Annotated in this window: 16 protein-coding genes and 1 tRNA gene; 11 read left to right on the top strand and 6 right to left on the bottom strand. The window is 66.9% G+C overall.

Annotated features, from left to right (window positions below):
- The first annotated feature begins 162 nt into the window (after window positions 1-162).
- The 5 genes from dxr to KOR34_RS10940 all read left to right on the top strand — a co-directional run bounded on the left by dxr (window position 163) and on the right by KOR34_RS10940 (window position 6453).
- Complete coding sequence (gene dxr / locus KOR34_RS10960) at window positions 163-1326, top strand: 1-deoxy-D-xylulose-5-phosphate reductoisomerase (protein WP_146564624.1); 1164 nt, start codon at window positions 163-165, stop codon at window positions 1324-1326.
- On the top strand, window positions 1311-3389 hold the full coding sequence (locus tag KOR34_RS10955; protein ID WP_146564623.1) for a site-2 protease family protein: 2079 nt from the start codon (window positions 1311-1313) through the stop codon (window positions 3387-3389). Before dxr ends, KOR34_RS10955 begins: the two co-directional genes overlap by 16 nt.
- Window positions 3390-3529: 140 nt before the next feature.
- The gene (locus tag KOR34_RS10950; RefSeq protein WP_146564622.1) at window positions 3530-4636 is read left to right on the top strand and encodes a S49 family peptidase; all 1107 of its coding nucleotides are present in this window, start codon (window positions 3530-3532) and stop codon (window positions 4634-4636) included.
- Between the two features lie 71 nt (window positions 4637-4707).
- Window positions 4708-5436: an ABC transporter ATP-binding protein gene (locus KOR34_RS10945; protein ID WP_146564621.1), complete on the top strand. Its 729-nt coding sequence runs from the start codon at window positions 4708-4710 to the stop codon at window positions 5434-5436.
- A gap of 96 nt (window positions 5437-5532) precedes the next feature.
- On the top strand, window positions 5533-6453 hold the full coding sequence (locus KOR34_RS10940) for a hypothetical protein (protein WP_146564620.1): 921 nt from the start codon (window positions 5533-5535) through the stop codon (window positions 6451-6453).
- A gap of 19 nt (window positions 6454-6472) precedes the next feature.
- Here the strand turns inward: KOR34_RS10940 and KOR34_RS10935 are convergent, their stop codons facing one another.
- Window positions 6473-7129 carry an adenylate kinase gene (locus KOR34_RS10935; RefSeq protein WP_146564619.1) on the bottom strand — a complete coding sequence of 219 codons (657 nt, stop codon included), beginning with the start codon at window positions 7127-7129 and terminating at the stop codon, window positions 6473-6475.
- Between the two features lie 212 nt (window positions 7130-7341).
- Here KOR34_RS10935 and KOR34_RS10930 point away from each other — a divergent pair, with 212 nt between their 5' ends.
- The gene (locus KOR34_RS10930) at window positions 7342-7701 is read left to right on the top strand and encodes a tRNA-binding protein (RefSeq protein ID WP_146564618.1); all 360 of its coding nucleotides are present in this window, start codon (window positions 7342-7344) and stop codon (window positions 7699-7701) included.
- 210 nt (window positions 7702-7911) lie between these two features.
- Here the strand turns inward: KOR34_RS10930 and KOR34_RS10925 are convergent, their stop codons facing one another.
- Entirely contained in the window at window positions 7912-9237 is a 1326-nt protein-coding gene (locus KOR34_RS10925) for a hypothetical protein (protein ID WP_146564617.1), read from the bottom strand.
- A gap of 532 nt (window positions 9238-9769) precedes the next feature.
- Here KOR34_RS10925 and KOR34_RS10920 point away from each other — a divergent pair.
- From KOR34_RS10920 to KOR34_RS10900, 5 genes are all read left to right on the top strand, one after another.
- Window positions 9770-10471 carry a redox-sensing transcriptional repressor Rex gene (locus KOR34_RS10920; RefSeq protein ID WP_146564616.1) on the top strand — a complete coding sequence of 234 codons (702 nt, stop codon included), beginning with the start codon at window positions 9770-9772 and terminating at the stop codon, window positions 10469-10471.
- An 81-nt stretch (window positions 10472-10552) separates the two neighbouring features.
- A tRNA-Gln gene (locus KOR34_RS10915) sits at window positions 10553-10623 on the top strand.
- A 109-nt stretch (window positions 10624-10732) separates the two neighbouring features.
- Window positions 10733-11722 (top strand): 3'(2'),5'-bisphosphate nucleotidase, encoded by a 990-nt coding sequence (locus KOR34_RS10910; protein ID WP_146564615.1) that lies wholly within the window; start codon window positions 10733-10735, stop codon window positions 11720-11722.
- Window positions 11723-12132: 410 nt separating this feature from the next.
- Entirely contained in the window at window positions 12133-12558 is a 426-nt protein-coding gene (locus tag KOR34_RS10905) for a hypothetical protein (protein WP_146564614.1), read from the top strand.
- Between the two features lie 733 nt (window positions 12559-13291).
- Window positions 13292-14533, top strand: a complete 1242-nt coding sequence (locus tag KOR34_RS10900) for a family 16 glycosylhydrolase (protein ID WP_146564613.1) — start codon at window positions 13292-13294, stop codon at window positions 14531-14533.
- Between the two features lie 19 nt (window positions 14534-14552).
- On the opposite strand, the gene KOR34_RS10895 is transcribed toward KOR34_RS10900, so the two are convergent.
- From KOR34_RS10895 to KOR34_RS10880, 4 genes are all read right to left on the bottom strand, one after another.
- Window positions 14553-14924, bottom strand: a complete 372-nt coding sequence (locus KOR34_RS10895) for a response regulator (protein WP_228714576.1) — start codon at window positions 14922-14924, stop codon at window positions 14553-14555.
- Window positions 14925-15061: 137 nt separating this feature from the next.
- Window positions 15062-16735, bottom strand: coding sequence for an outer membrane protein assembly factor BamB family protein (locus tag KOR34_RS10890; protein WP_146564611.1), 1674 nt, complete (start codon window positions 16733-16735; stop codon window positions 15062-15064).
- A gap of 96 nt (window positions 16736-16831) precedes the next feature.
- Window positions 16832-19207, bottom strand: a complete 2376-nt coding sequence (locus tag KOR34_RS10885; RefSeq protein ID WP_197531321.1) for an outer membrane protein assembly factor BamB family protein — start codon at window positions 19205-19207, stop codon at window positions 16832-16834.
- Between the two features lie 579 nt (window positions 19208-19786).
- The gene (locus tag KOR34_RS10880) at window positions 19787-20773 is read right to left on the bottom strand and encodes a hypothetical protein (RefSeq protein ID WP_146564609.1); all 987 of its coding nucleotides are present in this window, start codon (window positions 20771-20773) and stop codon (window positions 19787-19789) included.
- Window positions 20774-21156 lie beyond the last annotated feature (383 nt).

Below are 21156 nucleotides of genomic sequence, written 5' to 3'. Positions count from 1 at the left end.
GGCAAATGCCGCAGTGCAGCCGGCGCCTGGCCCGCCGCCTCTTACGACCGTTTTGATCCCTACCAGTCGCGCCAATTCGCGGCGCCGACGCCCCGGACACGGGGTGGTCGGTTTGCGACCCGTTTGTCCTAGCCGCTTCCACCCCAGTTGTTCCCCCGCCCTATGGCCGCCTCCGCAAAGAACGTCGCGGTCCTCGGGGCAACCGGCAGCATCGGCCAGAGCGCGTTGGAGGTGATCGCCGGCAGTTCCGGGCGCCTGCGGGCGTTCGCGTTGTCGGGGCACACGCGGCTGGACGAGTTGAGCCAGGCCGCCCAGGAGCACGGCTCGCGGACCGTTGTAGCGACCGATGCCCAACTGGCCGACGACTACCACTGGAACGGGCTGCCCGGCGGCATCCGGCGCCTGACCGGCCAGGAAGGGCTGGAGGCCGTCGTCAGCGACCCGGCCGTGGACGTCGTGCTGGCGGCGATTGTCGGCGCGGCCGGGCTGCGGAGCACGCTCGCCGCCCTGGAAGCCGGCAAGGCGGTCGCCCTGGCCAACAAAGAAACCCTGGTCATGGCCGGGCCGATCATCGAAGACGCGATTGCCGAGCACCGCGGCCGCCTGATCCCGGTCGACAGCGAGCACAGCGCCGTGTTCCAGGCGATGCAGGGCGCCAAGCCGAAAGAGGTCCGCCGCATTGTGCTGACCGCCAGCGGCGGGCCGTTCCGCACCTGGCCGGTCGCGCAGTTCCGGCAGATCACGGTCACTGAAGCGCTGACCCACCCCACCTGGGACATGGGCCCCAAGATCACGGTCGACTCCGCGACCATGATGAACAAGGCGCTGGAGATCATCGAGGCGCGGTGGCTGTTCGACCTCTCGGCGGAACAGATCGAGGTGGTGATCCACCCGCAGTCGATGGTGCACTCGTTCGTCGAGTTCGTGGACGGGTCGGTGCTGGCGCAGCTCAGCCCGCCCGACATGAAGCTGCCGATCCAGTACGCGCTAGAATACCCCGACCGCCTGCCCGGCCCCGCCGACCGCGTGGACTGGACGCAGGCCATGACGCTCGAGTTTGAGCCGCCCGACCCGAAACGCTTCCCCGCCATCGCGTTGGGCCACGAGTGCGCCCGCGCCGGCGGGACTAGCGGGGCCGTGCTGAACGCCGCCAACGAGGCGGCGGTCCAGGCGTTCCTGGACGGGGAGCTCCACTTCACCGAGATCGTTCCGGCCTGCCGGAGCGTCCTTGAATCGCACAACTTTGAGCCCAGGCCGTCGCTCTCTCGGCTGATCGAGCTGGACGCCTGGGCCCGGAAGGAGATAAGCACATGGATGCTTGCCTGATGCTGGCGGATACCTCGTTCGTAGACCTCGTGCTCGGCATCCTCAAGGTGGGCGCCGCGCTGGGCTTCGTGATCTTCGTGCACGAGCTGGGCCACTTCGCCGTGGCCAAGATGTGCGGCGTGCAGTGCGACAAGTTCTTTGTCGGCTTCGACATCGGCGGCTACAAGCTGAGCCGCAAGTGGGGCGAAACCGAATACGGCATCGGCATCCTGCCGCTGGGCGGCTACGTGCGGATGCTCGGCCAGAACGACGACCCGTCCAAGATCGCCGAGCAGCTCAAGGAGTCCGAGGCCGCTGCGCAGGACATCGACGAGTCGCAGACCAAGGAGATCACCGGCCCCGGTGGCGAGAAGTACCGCGTCGACCGTCGCAGCTACATGGCCAAGAGCGTGCCGCAGCGGATGGCGATCATCTCCGCGGGCGTGATCATGAACATCATCTTCGGCTTCATCTTCGCGGTGATCGCGTTCAGCATCGGCGCGGACTACATCCCGTGCGTGGTGGGCGGCGTGTCGCCCGCGTCGCCGGCCTACATGGCCAACCTGGAGCCCGGCGACGAGTTCCTCAAGCTCAACGACCGCCAGGAGCCCAGCTTCGGCCACCTGCGGCAGGACGTGATGCTCGGCGACCGCGACCAGGGCGTCACGTGCGTGGTGAAGAAGGCCGCCACCGGCGACGAAGTCGAGCTGCAGCTCAAGCCCGCCGTGGTGAAGGGCGTGGGAATGCAGATCGGCATCAGCCCGTCGGCCACCAACACGCTGTTCGCCGACGACCCGGTCGCCAAGGGCTCGACCGCCGCCGCCGCCGAGGGCTTCCAGGGCGGCGACAAGATTGTCGAGATCAACGGCGCTCCGGTCGAGACCTACCGCGACCTCAAGGTCCAGCTCTTCGCCAACCTGGGCAAGCCGCTGGACGTGATGGTCGAGCGTCCCTCGGAGTCGGCCGGCAGCGACGCGCCGGTCACCGAGGTGGTGACCGTGCAGCCGGCCAAGATCCGCCGCCTGGGCGTGCAGGTCACCATGGGCGACGTGACCGCCGTGCAGCCGGGCTCGCCGGCCGACGACGCGGGCATCGAGCCGGGCGACCGGATCACGTCGATCAACGGGCGCCCGGTGGGCCCCGCCGAGCCGGGCGAGGCGAGCTGGGACCCCTCGACGCTGCCGAACCGGCTGCCGCAGGAGGAGGGCGAGCTGGAGTTGGTGCTGCAGCGCGGCGACCAGACCATCAACGCCACGATCACCCAAAGCGAGGGGCGGTGGTTCGAGTCGCCCAACGGGCCGGGCGCGCCGTTCGCGCTGTCGACCGTGGGCCTGACGTACCAGGTGTCGACCGAGGTGGCCGCCACCGTCGAGGGCGCGACCGGCGCCGAGCCGCTCCGCGTCGGCGACATCATTACCTCGATCGTGGTCGCCCCGCCTAAGGGCGGCGAGTCCGACCTCGAGAGCACCACCATCAACTTCAGTGAAGACAGCCCCAACTGGCCGTTCTTCTTCACGCTGATGCAGGCCGCGCCGCTCGACTCGGAGATCGTGCTGACCGTCAAGCGGAACGACAAGCCAGTCGAGCTGAAGCAGACCCTCTCCGAGCAGGACGGCGTCTTCTACCCCAACCCGGGGCTCAACCTCAAGACGCTGGTGCTCACCCGACCCGCCGAGAGCTTTGGGCAGGCGCTGTCGCTGGCCAGCGACCGGGTCTGGTCGGACATGACGTCGGTGTTTCGGGTGCTGGGCAAGATCGGCTCCGACCAGGTGCCGGTGAAGAACGTCAGCGGGCCGCTGGGCATCCTCAGCGTCGCGTACAAGTCCGCCGAGGCGGGCTGGTCGCAGCTGCTGCTGTTCCTGGTGCTGCTGAGCGTCAACCTGGCCGTGCTGAACTTCCTGCCGATCCCGGTGCTCGACGGCGGGCACATGGTGTTCCTGGCGTGGGAAGGACTCACCGGCAAGCCCGCCAACGAGCGGGTGGTGGTCGCGCTGCACACGGTCGGCTTCCTGATGCTGATCGGGCTGATGGTGTTCGCCTTCAGCAACGACATCCGCAACATGTTCGGCGGGCAGTCGTTCTAGCGGGGCCGGTCGGGCAAGCCTGGTAAGCAGCGCCGGCCGCGGCGGACGCCTTTGAGCGTTGTGCCACGGGGACCGATTCTACCAAGGGCGCGTGTCGTGCGCCCTTTGCTAGCAATCCCCGACACCCGCCGCGGCCACCGATGCACCAAGCCCACGCCCGTAGAGTCCTGCTGTTGGCCGCTGCCGTGACGATGTGCGGCTGCTCGATGCGCCAGCCCATCAAGGTCTGCATGCAGGGCGACCTGGACGCCGCGGCCTCCATGAAGCTGGACAACAACGTGCAGCAGGTCTGCGCCCGCACGCTGCCGGGCGAGCCGTGCGGCGGCCCCCGCGTGGCGCTGATCGACATCGACGGGCTGCTGGTCAACCGCAACCTGACGGGGTTCTCCTCGATGGGCGAGAACCCGGTGGCGCTGCTGCGTGAGAAGCTGCAGAAGGCCGAGCGCGACCCGTGCGTCGCGGCGGTGGTGCTGCGGGTCAACTCGCCCGGCGGCGGCGTCACGGCCTGCGACATCATGCGGTACGAGCTGACCAACTTCCGCCAGCGTTCGGGCAAGCCGGTGGTGGCCTGCCTGATGGATGTCGGCGCCGGCGGCGCGTACTACATCGCCACCGCGGCCGACGCGATCGTGGCCCACCCCACCACCATCACCGGCGGCGTCGGCGTGATCCTCAACCTGTATGACCTGCAGGACTTCATGCAGCAGCAGAACGTGGTGGAGAACGTCATCCGCAGCGGCGACAAGATCGACATGGGCACGCCGATCCGCACCATGGAGCCCGCCGAAGCCGAGATCCTCGAGGGCATCGCCCGCGAGTTCCACGACCGCTTCAAGACCGCCGTGCGTGATAGCAGGCCGGCGGTCGCGTCCGCGGCGCCGCGGCCCGAGGTGGTCCCGCTGCCCGACGCCTCGCCGAGCGACGACGCACGCGACACGGACGCCAACGTGCTGGACGGGCGGGTGTTCACGGGCGTCGAAGCGGTCCGCCTGGGCATGGTGGATGAGCTGGGATACCTGGAGGACGCGATCCGGTTGGCCGAAGGCGCCGCCGGCGTGATCAACGCCAAGACGATCGTCTACCGCCGCGACAACGACCGCGCGCTCACCCCCTACGACATCACGCCCAACATCCCCGGCCAGAGCCTGATCCCGCTGAGCCTGCCCGGCGTCGACCGCGCCCTGCTGCCCACGTTCCTCTACCTGTGGCAGCCCGAGCCGGCCTACGAGAAGACCAGCGGGCCGTAGGCGTCGCCCGCCGCGGCCGGTACGATTGGTCTAGGCCCAAACTTTCTTCCAGCCGCCGACACCCGAGCCTGATGGCCAGCCCCTCGACCGCCGCAACGCCGCAGCCCGCCGCCAAGCCGGCGCCGCCCGCGCCGATCCTCGAGGCCCGCAGCCTGGTCAAACGCTACCCGAACGGCGACGTCACCGCGGTCGACAACGTATCGCTGTCGATCAAGCCGGGCGAGTACCTCTCGATCATGGGACCCAGCGGCAGCGGCAAGTCGACGCTGCTCAACCTGCTGGGCGGACTCGACACTCCCACCTCGGGCGAGGTGCTGTTCCAGGGCACACCGTACAGCTCGTTCCCGTCGCTCGACCAGCTCCGCGCAACGCACCTGGGGTACGTCTTCCAGTCGTTTCACTTGCTGCCGACGCTCACGGCGCTCGAGAACATCCAGGTTCCGATGTTCGAGGGCCCGCGGTCGGCGGCCGATCGACAGGCCGCCGCATGGGAGCTGCTTAAACTCGTCCACATGGAGCACCGCGCCCGGCACAGCCCGCTGCAGCTGAGCGTCGGGGAGCGGCAGCGTGTCGCGATCGCCCGGAGCCTGGCGAACGACCCGCAGGTGCTGCTGGCCGACGAGCCGACCGGCAACCTGGACAGCAAGAACGGGTCGGAGGTGCTGGACCTGTTCGACAAGATCCACCAGCAGCACGGCGTGACGCTGGTCGTGATCACGCACGGCGGCGAGGTCGCGGACCGGGCCCAACGCCTGCTGACCTACCGCGACGGCCGCGTCGTCGGCGACGAGCGGCGCTAGCTGCGCGTCGCCGACCTGCCGCACGAGAGACGAAACGGAACGCTGGACCGCACCACACCAATGCCGCCCGCTCCCCCATTGCGAACGACCAACCCTATGAACCACCGCCGCCTCGCCGCCCTGCTTGTTCTGCTGCTGGCGCCCACCGCCGCTCCTGCTCAGCACACGACCACAACAGACCACCCGGTCGTGAAGCAGCTCACGACCGAAGGCGTCGAGGCGATCGGCGGCGCCCGGATCAAGCTGCTGCCCCCGCTTGTGACCCCCGGCATGCCGGCCGACCAGCAGCGTCAGGCGTTCGCCGACCTGGTGGGCGAGCGGCGCATGGACAAGTACCTGCAGGACTCGGTGGTGGCGTCGTACGAGCTCGACATCCAAGACCTCGGCAAGACCGCCGACCGGGGGACAATCCGCCGCCTGGACCTCTACTTCGTCGTGCGGGGGAACCTGAACATCATCCACCAGAAGAACCTGCTCAGCGGCTTCATGAACAACGAGGAGACCAGCCAGGCGGTCGCCGAGAGCGGCTTCGAGACCTATGTCAAACCGGTCGACGAAGCGGCCGAGAAGCCGAGCGAGCTGCCGCCGGCCGGCGTGCTCTCGACCGGCATGTCGAAGTACCGCTTCCCGGTGCTGGAGAAGGTGGTGGTCAGCGGCCTGGTGCGCAGCGCGGGCATGCACGTCGACGGCGGTCTGGTGCAGTCGGCAATCTCGCCGCTCGACCTGCTGGACGACCCGCAGAACCCGACCGTGTGGCGGCCGATCCCCCGCGGCGCCGAAGACGACACCCAACTCGGCCCGCCGGCGCCGTTTGGTGGGTTCTTCTGTTACCTGCACGCTTCGCAGCTCGGCTTTGAAAAGGACGCCGTGCTGGTCGAGTGCCACGCGGCGTACATCGAGCCCTACGGGTGGTTCCGTGGACGCAACTTGCTGGCCTCGAAGCTGCCGCTACTAATGCAGCACAACATCCGCGACTTCCGCCGCAAGCTGAAGGAAGCGCAGGCCGAGCAGGAGTAGAGCGGCGCCACGAGCCGCTCTAGGCCAGCAGCATCTCAGCCGGCGGCAGCCCCAGCTTGTTGCAGATGCTGGCGTTCACCTGCTCAATCGACTTCATGCCATCGATGTGCACGACCAGCTCTTTGGTCATGAACAACTCCACTACCGGCACGGTCTGCTCGCGGTAGTCGGCCAGCCGCTTGAGCACGGTCTCTTGGACGTCGTCGGCACGGGCGATCAGCGATCCGCCGCAAACGTCGCACACGTCGGGCTCGGCGGGGCGGTGGTGAATCAGGTTGTAGTCCAGCCCGCAGTCGGAACAGAGCCGTCGCGCCTGCACCCGCTCGATGACGGCCTCGTCGGTCACGTCCAGCAGCACCACGGCGTCGATGTCGTAGTTCTCCAGGAAGAACTCCGCCTGCGCCCGGTTGCGGGGGAAGCCGTCGAGGATGAAGCCGTAGTTCCAGTCGTGCTCTTTGAGCCGCTTGTCGACGACCTCGTCGACAATCTCGTCCGGCACCAGGCGGCCGGCGTTGACGATCCGCTTGATGCGGGCGGCCAGCTTGGTGTGGGTCTGGATGTTGAGCCGGAAGATGTCGCCGACGCTGATGTGGACCAGGTCGTACCGCGAGGAGAGGAGCTTGGCCTGGGTCCCCTTGCCGCAACCGGGGGCGCCCATGATGACGTATTTTCGCATAGCTCTGACGCGGGGTGAGCGGGGAGTCGCCTAAAAGCCCCATTATGGCCCGCTTGTCCGCCGCGTACAGAGCATCCACGCGGCGGTCGGGCGTCCGAAGCCTCGGTAATCTTGGGGCATGCGCCAATCGGAGGAAGGGGTGCGCTGGCGTGGGGGCCGGCTCTTGAGCGCACGGGTGGCGCCGCCGCAGCGGCGGCGGTAGGGTGCCGGGCATGACGGATCCATCGGGCGGGGCGGGCCAGATCGACTGGCAGGATTTCATGCGAGTCGACCTGCGGGTCGGCACGGTGACGCGTTGCGAGCCCTTCGCCGAGGCCCGTCGGCCCGCGTATAGGCTCTGGATCGACTTCGGGCCGGAGATCGGCGAGAAGAAGAGCTCCGCCCAGATCACCGTGAACTACACGGCGGAAGAGTTGGTGGGGACGCAGATTGTGGCGGTGGTGAACTTCCCGCCCAAGCAGATCGGTCCGCTGATGTCCGAGGTGCTGGTGACCGGCTTCGAGGACGTAAGCGGCGCCATCGTTCTGACCCGGCCCGCGGCGCCCGTCCCCAACGGGTCGCGGCTGATCTAGGCGGCCCCCGCTCTGCGCCCAAGTTAGCGATTGGGGAGAGGCCCAGCCGCGCTGGCATCGTTGGCGACCCCCTGGGGCCAAACGAAAAAGGCGGCCCGACCCACGGGGGATCGGACCGCCTCGGATTAGCTTTGACCAGCCCTCTTCCGTACCAAGGAAGCGGGGCTTTGGCTAAGGTCTCTCAACTACTCACTCGCAGCCGCGGACGGCTCAGTTGCAGCCGCAGTCGCTAGCGGGAGCCGACGCCTCGCCCTCGCAGCCGCTGTCGCAGCTGTTGCAGGGGCAGGCCGGGACCATGCGGGTGCAGGTCACGGGGACTTCCTTGCAGACGATCTTCGGCACGCAGCGGGTGACGGTGTACGGCACCTTGCGGGGCACGCACTTCATGACCTTAACCGTCTTCTGGCAGCAAACCGGCTTGCAAACCGTGTAGCACACGGTCTTGGTGCGGCACTCGGGGACCATCTTGCAGACCTTGTAGCAGCAGGTCTTGGTCTCGGGCACCATCTTGCACACCTTGTAGCAGCAGGTGCGGGTGCGGCACTCGGGGACCATCTTGCAGACCTTGTAGCAGCAGGTCTTGGTCTCGGGGACCATCTTGCAGACCTTGTAGCAGCAGGTCTTGGTGCGGGGCTCGCAGACCGTCTTCGTGCAGCAGATCTCCTTCTCGATGCACTCGGGCACCCAGACCTTCTTGCACTTCTTGATCGGCGGGCACTGCACGCACTCTACGCGGCAGGCGCCGGGCTTGTAGCAGCACTTGCAGCCACAGGCGTCGTAGACCCACTCACCCGGCTCGCGGACAACCTTCTTCCGCATCGGGCCAGGAACTTCCCACTCCTGCTTCTCCCAGTGACCACTCTGGACCGTGATGGTCTTCGTGTAGGGAACCTGCTTACGCACGGTGTAGTTGATCTCGCGGGTGCGAGTCTCCCAGACCGGCTTGCACACGGTGTACTCGCGGGTGCGGGTCTCCCAGACCGGCTTGCAGACCGTGTACTGGACTTCCTTCTGACGGGTTTCCCAGACCGGCTTGCACACGGTGTACTCGCGGGTGCGGGTTTCCCAGACCGGCTTGCACACGGTGTACTCACGGGTGCGGGTCTCCCAGACAGGCTTGCAGACCGTGTAGGTGCGGGTCTTGGTTTCCCAGACCGGCTTGCAGACGGTGTACTGCACTTCCTTCTGACGGGTTTCCCAGACGGGCTTGCACACGGTGTAGGTGCGGGTCTTGGTTTCCCAGACCGGCTTGCAGACCGTGTAGTTCACTTCCTTCTGCCGCTGCTCTTTAACGTACTTCGTGTAGTTCACGATCTTGTCTTCGCAGATTTGATCGTAAACCGTCTTGTAGCAGGTCACTTCCTGCTGCTCGTAGACTTTGCACCGCACCGTCTTCATTACGGTGTGGGTTTCGGGCACACAACACTGCCCGCAGTTTCCGTAGCGCACTGCGCCACAGTACCGGGCGTCGGCTTGCGATGCCGCAAGCACGATCGCCAGGCCCGCCAACAGCGGCGTTGCAATCAAACGTTTCATGGTAGAGTTCGCCTCCTTCGACAACTGCACGGGGAATATAGGGGGGCTGGTCAAGACGGACTGTTTCCGTCCGTAAATACTTCGGGCAGCCTTGCTATCGTTCCTTAGCCGACTTGCCTAAATTGACTGGTCGGATCGCATTCTTTTTTCGGCCTATTTTTCCTCGTTGGAATCGTCGTAAGTGTTTTGAGGATAGGGGGTTGGGGTAGGCCGTAGCGGCCCTACGGCGGTGCGTTCGCAGCGGTTGTTCCGGGGGCGCCTGGCGGCACGGTTGGGGCGGTCGTGCCGCCGGGGAGGGTCGTACTGCTAGCGGGACCGGTAGCGGACCCGTGTGGGGCCCAGCGCCGGCGCCGCCTGGCCGAGCGTAAGTGCCGTTCTGGCTTGCCTTTTCGCCGATTCAGCCCTACAACTACGCCCGTCGAACGGCTAACCTGGATCCACGGCTTCGATTCCGGGGCCCGCAGTCCCCTTCCCCCCTTCGTGTGAGTCGCAGCGTCCTGCGGTCCACGACCGCCCGACCGCGACCCCTCACTTGAGTTCACCCAAGCGAAAACCCGGCGCCGTCGATCCCGAGTCCGTCCCCAAGGCGGTGGTAAGCCGGCTCAGCCTGTACCTGCGAGAGCTGCAGCACCTGTTGCGCGACGGGCAGGCGACCGTCAGCTCCAGCCAGCTGGGGCAGCTGCTCGGCTTCAGCGACGCCCAGGTGCGGAAGGACCTGGCCTACTTCGGGCACTTTGGGCACCCGGGCATCGGCTACCGCTGCGACGAGCTGGTCTCCGCGATCCGCAGCATCCTGGGCACCGACCGCGAGTGGACCATCGGCATGGTCGGGACCGGTAACCTGGGCCGCGCGCTGCTCGGTTACCGTGGGTTCGCGTCGCAGGGTTTCCGGATCGTGGCGGCGTTCGACGAGGACCCGGCGCGGGTCAACCAGACGATCGAGGGGGTCGACGTATTCCCGATGATGCGGCTGGACGAGATCGTGCGGGACCGGGCCATCTCGTTCGGGCTGGTGGCGGTGCCAGCGGCGGCCGCCCAAGGGGTGGCCGACCGGCTGGTGGCGGCCGGCGTGACCGGCATCCTGAACTTCGCCCCGGTGACGCTGTCCTTCCCGTCGGGGGTCAGCCTGGTGAGCGTCGACCTGGCGACCGAGCTGGAGCGGCTGTCGTTCTCGGTGGCCAACCGCGGCGGCGAGAAGGCCGAGGAAAAGCCGGACGACCCTCCGCCCGAATAACCAGCGGAACCGCCCCGAGGCCCTCAATCCGGCCCCTTTAGCAGACCGCCCGCCGTGCGGTAGAATAGAGCGTTCAGGCACAGCCCCGTAGTGTAATGGTAACACTAGGGATTTTGATTCCCTCATTCCAGGTTCGAGTCCTGGCGGGGTTGCTCAATGAAGGCTGTCAGCTCTCGGCTGACAGCCTTCCGCTGTTTCGACGCTAGGCATTGCCTTTCTTTCTGAGTGCTGACAGCCGATAGCAAAAAGCCGACTGCTACTATGATCGACTCCCCCGAAGCCAAGTTCGCTATCGCCGCGGTCCGTGAGGCCGGCAAACTGGTCCGCCGCGTGCAGGCCGAGATGGTCACCGACGCCCTCACCAAGGGCGACAAGTCGCCCGTGACGGTGGGCGACTTTGCGGCCCAGGCGGTGGTGGCGCGTCGGCTCAGCCAGGCGTTCCCCGGCGCGGTGCTGGTGGGCGAGGAGTCCGCCGCCGACCTCCGCGAGGAAGCCGGCGCCCAGACGTTGGCCGACGTGGTCAAGTTTGTGCGGACCGTGTTCCCGGACGCCACGCCCGACGACGTCTGCGACTGGATCGACCTGGGCGCCGTGGACTCGCACGACACCCACTGGACGCTCGACCCGATCGACGGCACCAAGGGCTTCCTGCGGGGCGACCAGTACGCCGTGGCGCTCGCCCACATCAAGGGCGGCAAGGTGGTGCTGGGCGCGCTCGGCTGCCCCGAGCTGGCCGCCGGCCAGACCCCGCAGAAGGGCGGCCCCGGTTCGGTGCTGATCGCCGCGGCAGGGCAGGGCGCCTACGTGGGATCGATGGCCGACGGGGTCGACGACTGGCGGCAGGCAAGCGTGTCCACGACCGCCGACCCGGCCCAGGCCCGCGTGCTGCGGTCGGTCGAGAAGGGCCACACCAACATGGGCCAGATCGACTACTTCGCCGAGGCCCTCGGCATCCAGGCCGACCCGGTCGGAATGGACAGCCAGGCCAAGTACGCGGTGCTGGCCGCCGGCGGCGGCGAGATGCTGCTGCGGCTGATCTCTCCCAAGATGCCCGACTACGTCGAGAAGATCTGGGACCAGGCCGCCGGGTCGATCGTCATCACCGAGGCCGGCGGCCGCGTCACCGACCTCGACGGCCGCCCGCTCGACTTCTCTCACGGCCGCACGCTCAAGACCAACCGCGGCGTGCTGGCCACCAACGGCGCGCTGCACGACGCCGCGCTCGCCGCGCTCAAGAGTGTCGGCGCCTAGCCCCGATAGCCGGCGAGCCACGCCTCGCCGGCGTCTTCTTTGTCTGGTCTGGCGCCGCGCTCGAGAATGCGCAGGACGATGAAGCCGGTGCAGGATCGGGGGTCCGTCCTGAATCTGCACGAGGGTGTGACAACCGACGTTAGGTGGGGAGCCGGAAATCGCGGTACAGGGCGAGCACCGCGGGGACATGCGGCAGAGCCAGCTCTGTACCGCTTTGCTACAATCGGATGGCTACTTTATCCACTCGTTCTGCAGGTAAGCACGCTGCATCAATTCTCATCCACGTTTCTTGTGTCAAGCGACAAGTTATGTGCCAATAGCAGCACACTCAAGAAATGGAGCCAATCCCTGTAGCACCCTATCCGTTCAGAAAGACATTTGACTCGGTCGAATCTGCCGTTGAGTATTCGATGTCCCACCCACTCCGCCCCGAAGCAGAGGCTGACGCGGCACGATTGAAAGACTCGACTCTGACTGAAGCCTATTGGTCGTACTCAGCCTGTGTTCTGCGTTTCTCCAACGATCAGTATCTGCATTCCTTCATTCGCGACGGTGCTGTTCGTTGGCGACTTCAAAACAGTTCACCAGTTCTCTCCGCCGAACCGCAGTTCCGCATCGGTGCTCCACCCGTGACACTCGACTGGACCTCGATCGGCGTTCAACAAATGTGTGTTTCCGACCTCATAGCCAAACGGATCAACTCAACATTCACAAACTTGTTCATCAATCACACCGGATTCTTCGTCTATTTTCGCTCCCACATGGTTCTTCAATTCAACGCTGCGTATCGTACGGACACAGAACAGGATCTGCTCTATGTCACTGAAGATGACTGAACAGGGCACATGACAATCGCCCGAACCGGAGCGGCGACACTGGGCCAACCTGAAATCAACGCGTAATGTCGCCGCTCGGTCACGCTGGTCGTTATCGGGCTCGTCGGCAGCCCCCCAACCAACCGCGGCGTGCCCAACCTCAGCGACTTTGAGCCCGGATGTAACCTGCGTCGACGTGAAACGCCTGCGCTCCAAAACGCCTAGCAACAGCGCTCGTCGCGCCCCAAGCGCTCGGTCCAATTCGTTCTGTCCAAAAACACGCGCGAAGCGGACAAAACTCCGGGGGCATTTTCCCCTAGGTTGTCGTTCTACGCTTCTATAGCGGTGCCTCTCGCGTCGTGGGGAAAGCGGCCACTAGGGTTTTGTCCGATTGGTGGCCGACGCGGCGGGACAAAACGGACAAAACCCCAGCGGCTCACGGGCGGTCTAACCAACCGCGCAGCCGTCATCCGGCACGCGCCGGCCGAATCGGCGCGCGTGGGTACGGGTGAGCACCCCCACATTGGAGCACGGCAGGTGGCCGGTTTCTACAAGAATCCGGCCAGGAACCGCAGCGTCCGCTTGGCGTCACGATGAGGAGATTCCACCGCCAGGCGTGGCTCGCCAAGTAGTCCCCTAGCGCCGCGCGGACTCTGGTGCGGCCCGCAATTGCTTGCATTGCCCCGACCGCTCCCCCATGCTCTAGGGCGAACCGCCCCGACGCCGCGGCGGCAACTTCCTCAGGGACGCCATCATGCCTGCACCTCCGCGCGTGCTCTGCTGCCTCCTCGCCTGCCTGCTGCTCGTGGGCGGCGCCCGCGGCCAGAGCGAGGTCTACCGGGACTTCAACTACGGCCAGGACACCGGCGGCGATCAGTGGACGCAGTCCATCAAGGTCTCGCAGCCCGCGCTCCGGTCCAGCGTGTCGGGCGACGTACAGATCAGGTTCCAGGCGCCCGGCATGCAGGCCGCCTGGGCCATGTGCTGGCGGCAGCCGACCGCCGAACACGCGAGCCGCTGGGGGCACGACGCGCGACTGGAACCCGGCGTGATCGAACTCGACGAGCAGGGCCGCGGCGCGTTCACGTTCCCCGCCGCCGAGTTCCCTCACGGGCCGACCAACGTGCGGATCTACGCCCGCAACGGCGAGGGCAAACGCGACGTGTTCGAGCTGCAGCTCTACAACACAGGCGGCGCGGACTGGAACGCCGGCGCGCCCAAAGAGACCCCGCCGGGCGCCAAGGGGATGAAGCTGCTGTTCGCCGACGACTTTGACGCCCCGCTATCGATTAGCCCCGACGGCCGCGGCGCCGCGCGGTACACGGCCCACAAGCCGGGCGGCGGCGACTTCAGCGGCTGGCAGTTCGCCAACCCGCCAGAGCCGTTCGAGCAGGTCGATAGCTACCTCAAGATCAAGGCCCGCAAGACCGGCGAGGGCGCCTACTCGGGCCTCATCGCGTCGGTCGACGCCGACTTCCAGGGCGTTACGGCGCGGGCGCCCTGCTACCTGGAGTGCCGGTTCACCGGCCAGTCGGCGCCGGGCACGTGGCCCGCGTTCTGGACGCTCACCCTGCCCGACGAGCCGCGCGGAACCGACGAGCTCGACATCTGCGAGGCGTACGGCGGCGTGGGCGCCGGCAACCCCAACCACCCGGGCTACAGCCTCGTGTCGCACTTCTGGAATCAGGAGCTGCCCAGCGGCGAGAAGAAGCCGCACCCCAACAAGGTGGTGCCGATGATGGAGCTCGGCGGCAAGAGCTACTGGTCCACCACCATGCACACGTACGCGGTGCGGATCGGCAAGCAGGAGACGGTGTACTACTTCGACAACATCGAGGTGTTCCGCCACGCCACCAACCCGCGGTCGCTCGACCCGCACTTCTTCCTAATCAACTACGCCATCGGCGGGATCAGCGGCTGGTCGATCGACCTGGAGCGGTACGGCAACGCGTCGGACATGTACGTGGACTTCGTCCGCGTGTACCAGGGAGAGTGAAGCGCTGGGCGGCCGCCGGCTACTCGCCGAGCGCGGCCTTCACGCGCGACACGGTGTCGGCGTGCTCCAGCTCCAGCTTGCCGAAGCCGCGGAGGGCGCCCGCCTGCTCGGCGGCGTCCTGGTGCTCGGGGAAGTTGGTGATCAGCATCACCGGGGTCGACGCCAGCCGCTCGTCGGACTTGATCTGGCGGATCACGTCGATGCCGTCGGTGTAGTCGATGTCCAGCTTCCGGTTCACGACCACCAGGTCGTAGCCATTGTCGCGCAGCTTGGGCAACGCGTCCTCGGCGCGGTCGGCCTGGTCGACCGTGCAGTCGAAGTGGCTCGTGAAGAAGCGGGTCAGCGAGCCGTGGTCCGGGCCGCAGTTGCCGATGTCGAGGATGCGTTTCATCAGTCCCGTTAGTCGTTGTAAGAGAAGCTGGTGGCTGACGCTTCAGCAGAGCAGGATCGCTCCGCCGGCCCCTCCCCCTGACGGGGAGGGGGATTGGCCGCCCGGCGATTGGCCAACAGCCAACGGCTGGCGGCCAATCAGTCTTCCTTGTTCTCGATGGCAAACAGGTGCGTCTTGTTCGAGATGTACATCACGCCGTCGGCGAAGATGGGGGTCGAGTAGACGCTGTTCTTCATGTCGATCTGGCCGAGCGCGGGGACCATCTCGCCGCCGTCGTCCATCATCGCGACATTCGGGTCGGCCGAGTGCCGGAAGATGGCCACCTCGCCCTCCTCGTCGCCGATGTACACCTTGCCGTCGGCGATCATCGGCGAGCCCCACGCGGCGGCGAACATGTCGTACACCCAGTGCCGCTTGCCGGTCTGGGCGTCCAGGCAGTGGAACAGGCCGCTGAAGTCCGCGATGTAGAGCACGTCGTCCTTGATGGCCACGGTGCCGCAGCTGCGGTGCATCTCCTCCTCGAAGTCGATCTCACCGTCGCCGTTCTCGTCGACCTGGCTGTAGTGCCAGATGGCGGCCGAGTTGGGGTTCGGCCGGGCGAAGTCGCCCTCCTCGGGCACCACGGCCTGGATCCGCTTGTGCGCGATCGGCTCGCTGGGGTTCTTGGAGTTGAACGCCAGCTCGGGGCTTACGTCGCCCCGCTTGGTGGGGTCGATGCACCACAGGTGGCCGATGCCCTCGCCGTGCTCGGGGTCCTGGCCCACCGCCACGTACACCTTGCCGTCGTAGATGACGGGCGTGGCGATGATGTTGTTCCGCGTGCCGCGGCCGCCCAGCACCCACACGCTGTCCTTGGGGTTGGCGTCAAACTTCCACAGCAGCTTGGCGTTGCCGGCGCCGTCGCCCTTGGGGTCGAAGCTGTAGACCCAGCCGTCGCCGCCGCCGAAGATCGCCTGCTCCTGGCCGCCGAGCACCGCGTACGACGGGCTCGACCACTGGCCGTGCAGGATGTTGGACCCGGGCGACTTGTCGGTCCACAGCAGCTTGCCGGTGTTCTTGTCCAGAGCGATGAAGCTGGGCGCGTTGGGCGCCGGCAGGTTGATGTGCGACTCGTCCAGGCCGTTGGAGGTGTTGACCAGCAGGATGTCGCCGATGGCGGTGACGCTGCAGCTGCACATGTTGTGCTGGCTGACGCCGAGCTCACGCATCATGTCGAACACCCACACCACGTCGGCCTCGACCTCGCCGGTGTGCTCCTCGTCGGTGTAGGGGCCGTCGTTCTCGCCGTCGCGGAAGCCCTCGGGGTCCAGGCAGCGGACCTCGCCGCGGCTGGTTACAAACCACAGCCGCTTGCCCTCCACCAGCGGCGCGCAGCAGATGCCCTGCAGCGGCCAGTCGTGCACGCGGCCGGTCTTGAGCTTCTCGCTGGAGTGCTGCCACAGGAACTTGCCGTCCTTGATGTCGAAGCAGAGCAGGCACCCCAGGTCGACGTCCGACAGGTAACGCTCGATCCACCCGCCCGAGTTGTTGGTGCCGACAAACGCCTTGCCGCCGGCCACCACCACGTTGCCGTAGGTCTGCGAGCCGAGCCGCGCCGCCCAGCGGATGTTGCGGGCGGTGGAGGGGTCCCACTCGCCGGTGCGGAAGTCGAACTCGCCGACGTCCCAGTCGGTGGGGACGTTCTCGGCGACCGGCACGTTGTTCTTGGAGGGGCCGCCGGCCCACTGGTTCCACTCGAGGGTCGGCTCGTCGGCCAGGCAGCAGGCAAACGACGTCAGGCAGGTCGCAACGGCGATCGAAACGCGGTTCATTGTAGGGTGGCCTTGGTAGGTCGAAGTTTTTGGGGGGACGCCGGCGCCGGCCGCCGCGGGCGGTCGGTTGGCGGTGAGACTGGCCGACTCACGCGGCTAGTTGGGCGTGACGCTCAGGTTGTCCACGTAGAACTCGGCCTCCTTCGAGTCGCCGAACAGCCCGGGGCTGCCGCTGTAGTTGGGGGCCTCGTCGTACACCTCCATGGTCCACTCGTCGGGCTCGGCCTCGCCACGCTTCCACACCTTGGCGAGCACGTGCGCCACGCCGGACTGCTTGTCGGGCTGCACCTTGAGCTTCATGGTGTACCACTCGTCCGGGACAAACTCCATCGGCACGGTCGCCTGGGCGCGGCGGTCGTGCGTGCACCAGCTGTACAGCCGGGCCTCGTTGTTGGGGCCGAACAGCGTGAACGTGTAGCGGCTGTTGATCAGGCCGGCCGACGGCAGCTTGACCGCCGAGGACGACGCGGCCTCCGGCGGGAACTCGGGCACGGGGCCCGACGACTCGCCGCCCACGCCCACCTTCATCTGGATGTCCGCCTGCACCGTGTAGTCGGACATCTCCGGCGAGCCCATCCACATGCGGCTGCGGGTGCCCAGCTTGGTGGTCGGCGCCCCGGGGCGGGTCGGCAGCTCGGTCGGCTTCGCCAGGTACTGGTTGCCGGACTCGTCCTCACGCAGGTTGTAGCGGATCCGGCCGCCGACCCACGTCAGCGGCACGTCGCGGCGGGACTCGAAGTCGAACTCCCACGGCAGCGGCGGCACCACCCGCACGCGGGCCTGGGCGGTCAGGTCGCCGAACTTGCAGGTGACCAGGGCGCACTCGTGCTGGGCGTCTTCGCTCGCGGCGTACGTGGCGGTCAGGCCGGAGTCGTCCTGGGTGACAGCGCCGCTGCCGTCGACCGAGAACGAGACCTCCGCGTCCGACGGCTCGGCGATCAGCTCGCCCTTCTCGTTGTAGCAGCGGAGCGTGAGCTTGAGCGAATCGCCGGGCGCCAGCAGCGAGTCCCACGGCGAGAGCTGGATGTGCGTAACGGCCTTGCCGCCCGCCGGCGGAGGTTCGGCCACGACGTGCGTGTCGTGGTCGGCGTGCGTGTCGGCCGCCGACTTGTCTGCGATGCAGTACAGGTTCTCGCTGGTCGCGAGGTACACGCGGCCGTGCGAGACGATCGGGCTGGCGTTCACCTCCTCGCCGCCGAGCCGCTCGCGCTGCAGCACGTCGACCCCGCGGCCCGAAGGCTTGAGGATGTAGAACATGCCCTCGTTGGTGCAGGTGTAGATCTTGCCGTCGGCGTACACCGGGGTGCCGCGCATCGCGCGGCCCAGCGTCCGCTTGCCGACCTGCTCGCCGGTCTCGGCGTCAAAGATGTTCATCTTGGCCGTGTCGGTCACGGTGTAGACCCGGCCGTCGACCAGCAGCGGCGAGCTCTTGCCGACCATCTCCTGCGGGAGGATCCACTCCTCGTCGCCGAGCTTGAGCTCGCCCTCCTTCTTGCCGTCGATCGCCACCACGGCGCCCATGGTGCTGCCGACCACGTTCTCTTCGCTGTGGCCCGTGTAGACCATACCGTCGGGGCCCACGACCGGCGAGACGTTCAGCCCGCGGCGCGACAGCGGGTAGCTCCAGATGTGCTCGCCGGTGGCGGCCTTGAAGCTCCAGACCTTGCCGTCGCCCGAGCCGAAGACCAGCACGTCCTGGTCGTTGATGCGGGCCAGGGCCGGCGTGCTGTAGGTGGTGTCCTCGGGGATCAGGGTGGTGCCGCTCAGCCAGCGGAGCTCGCCGGTCGCTTTGTCGAAGGCCATGAAGCGGTGGGCCGGCTTGGCCAGCAGGCCCCACTGCGGGGTGTCGCCCCAGCCGATGACCACCGCGCTGGTGATGACCGTGTCCTTATAGATGAGGGGGAAGTTGGTGCGGCCGCCGTAGGTGGACAGCAGGCCCAGCTCCTCGTGCAGGCTCCGCTCCCAGACCAGGTCGCCGGAGTCGCCCTCCAGGCAGCAGAAGTAGCCGCTCACGCCGTTGGCGTAGACGCGGCCGGTTTCCGGGTCGCCCACCACGCTCGACCAGCCGACGCGGGTGTCCGGCACGTCGGACAGGTAGACGTTGAAGCGGTGCTCCCACAGCACCTCGCCGGTGGCGGCGTTGGCGCACACGACCTTCTCGCCCTCGGTGGTGGTGCCGGGCTCGGCGCGGACCAGCGTGTACAGCTTGCCGCCCATCACGATCGGCGTGGAACGCCCGGCCAGCGCGGGGTTCTTCCACAGCAGGTTACTCCCCTCGCCCCCGTCCGGGTCCCACTCGTCGGGCAGGCCGGTCTCGGCCGAGACGCCGTTGTAGTGCGGCCCGCGCCAGTTGGGCCAGTCCAGCGGGTCGGCTGCGCGGGCCGGCGCCGCGGGCGTGAGCAGGGCGGCCGCGAGGGCCAACGCGGCTGCAGCGGGGATCCGAAACCAACGCGGGACGAAGGATGTGGGCATAGTGCGGGTCATGCTGGGAGTGCCGTCGGAAGCGAGTGTGACGATTAGGCGGTTTGGCGGGCCGGCCCGGGGGACGGGGCGGAATCGACCGAAGACTCGACTGTTAAAGGATATCAGGCCGGTGCGCGGCGGGCTATGTGGTCCGCCGCGCGCACGGCCGCCTAACGGAAGAACCCCTACAGACCGAACAGGTTCCGGACCCAGCAGATCTTGCCTAAGCGAAGCTGTAACCCAAACGGCTCAAAAAGCTTGCGATGATTCAAGGGCGGTTTTCAGCGGGGCCGATATGCGTTGATGTCGCTCAGCAAACCGCTGCGACACCGTGAGGCACTAAGGCCTAAGCGTCAACAAACCGGCCCGGACTGCTTCGAGTCAAGGATTGGCTCGACTGGTGTTGACGCTCAACAATGCGGACCCCCCTTGGCCCCCCCCGCCTTCCGCTGACGATCGACTCGGCGCGTCTGGAACAGGTGCCCCCTGGCCCAACGCAAGCGCTCGGCGCACCGGCAGCTGCTCGCCAGGATCCCAACTGGTTGGAGTTGTCCCCCGCCCTGGCGCCAGCGCCGCGTCGCCGAGTCGTTAGTTCGCGAAGTACAAGGCGCCCAGGTTGGTTCGAACGTAACAGGAGTTGTTAGTGATGAAGTGGAACCTGTTGGGAGCGCTCCTGCTGAGCATTTCGATGGCGGGCCCCACCCTGGGTGGCGGTCTGCTTGGCAAAATGTGCAGCGACAGCTGCGGATGTTGCGAGCCATCCTGCGGCTGCGATGAGCCATCGTGTTGTGCAGCTGACCCGAGCTGCTGCTGTGAAGAGCCCTCTTGTGGCTGCGACTCGTGCGGCAGCTGCTGCAGCTCGAAGAAGAGCTGCTGCCTGCTGGACCGTCTGTTCGGTAAGAAGAAGGGCTGCGGCAGCTGCTGCGAGCCGTCTTGCTGTGCCGACCCGAGCTGCTGCTGCGAAGAGCCCAGCTGCGGCTGCGACGACGGTTGCTGCGAGCCGTCCTGCGGTTGCGACTCGTGCGGCAGCTGCTGCAGCTCGAAGAAGAGCTGCTGCCTGCTGGACCGTCTGTTCGGCAAGAAGAAGGACTGCGGCAGCTGCTGCGAGCCGTCTTGCTGTGCCGACCCGAGCTGCTGTGCTGAGCCGAGCTGTGGCTGCAACGACGGTTGCTGCGGCGACCCCTCGTGCTGCTGCGAAGAGCCTTCCTGCGGTTGCGACTCGTGCGGCAGCTGCTGCAGCTCGAAGAAGAGCTGCTGCCTGCTAGACCGTCTGTTCGGTAAGAAGAAGGGCTGCGGCAGCTGCTGCGAGCCGTCTTGCTGTGCCGACCCGAGCTGCTGTGCTGAGCCGAGCTGTGGCTGCAACGACGGTTGCTGCGGCGACCCCTCGTGCTGCTGCGAAGAGCCTTCCTGCGGTTGCGACTCGTGCGGCAGCTGCTGCAGCTCGAAGAAGAGCTGCTGCCTGCTGGACCGTCTGTTCGGTAAGAAGAAGGGCTGCGGCAGCTGCTGCGAGCCTTCCTGCTGTGCCGACCCGAGCTGCTGCTGCGAGCCGTCCTGCGGCTGCGACAGCTGCGGCACCAGCTGCGGATGCGGCGGCGCCCCGGCTGCTGTGCCGGCGCCCGCTCCGGTTGAGGCCGAAGAGCCGACCCCGGTTCCGCCCGCTCCGATGTCCGACCCCAACGCCTCGGTTGGTCGTCAGCGTGACGTCGTGCGTGCCGCCTTCGCCCGCTAAGCTCTCCGCTAGCTAAGCACAAGCGAAGACAATTGGATCCCCCTTTTGTGACCTGTCCCAGGCTTCGGCCTGGGGCAGGTTTTCTTTGTGCGCGCAGCGAACCAGTGATGGAACTACCTGTTCGACTGCCTCACCTACGGCGGCAGCCGTGGGGGTGTGGCTTCGGGCGTCCCTTTAAGGATGCGGCTCGCACCCCATGGCTTCTGCCGTGGGTAGCTGCGCAGGGTGA

The organism is Posidoniimonas corsicana (assembly GCF_007859765.1).
GTDB lineage: Bacteria > Planctomycetota > Planctomycetia > Pirellulales > Lacipirellulaceae > Posidoniimonas > Posidoniimonas corsicana.
The sequence above is the reverse complement of the archived record's forward strand: the minus strand, read 5'-3'. Positions and strand labels throughout refer to the sequence as shown.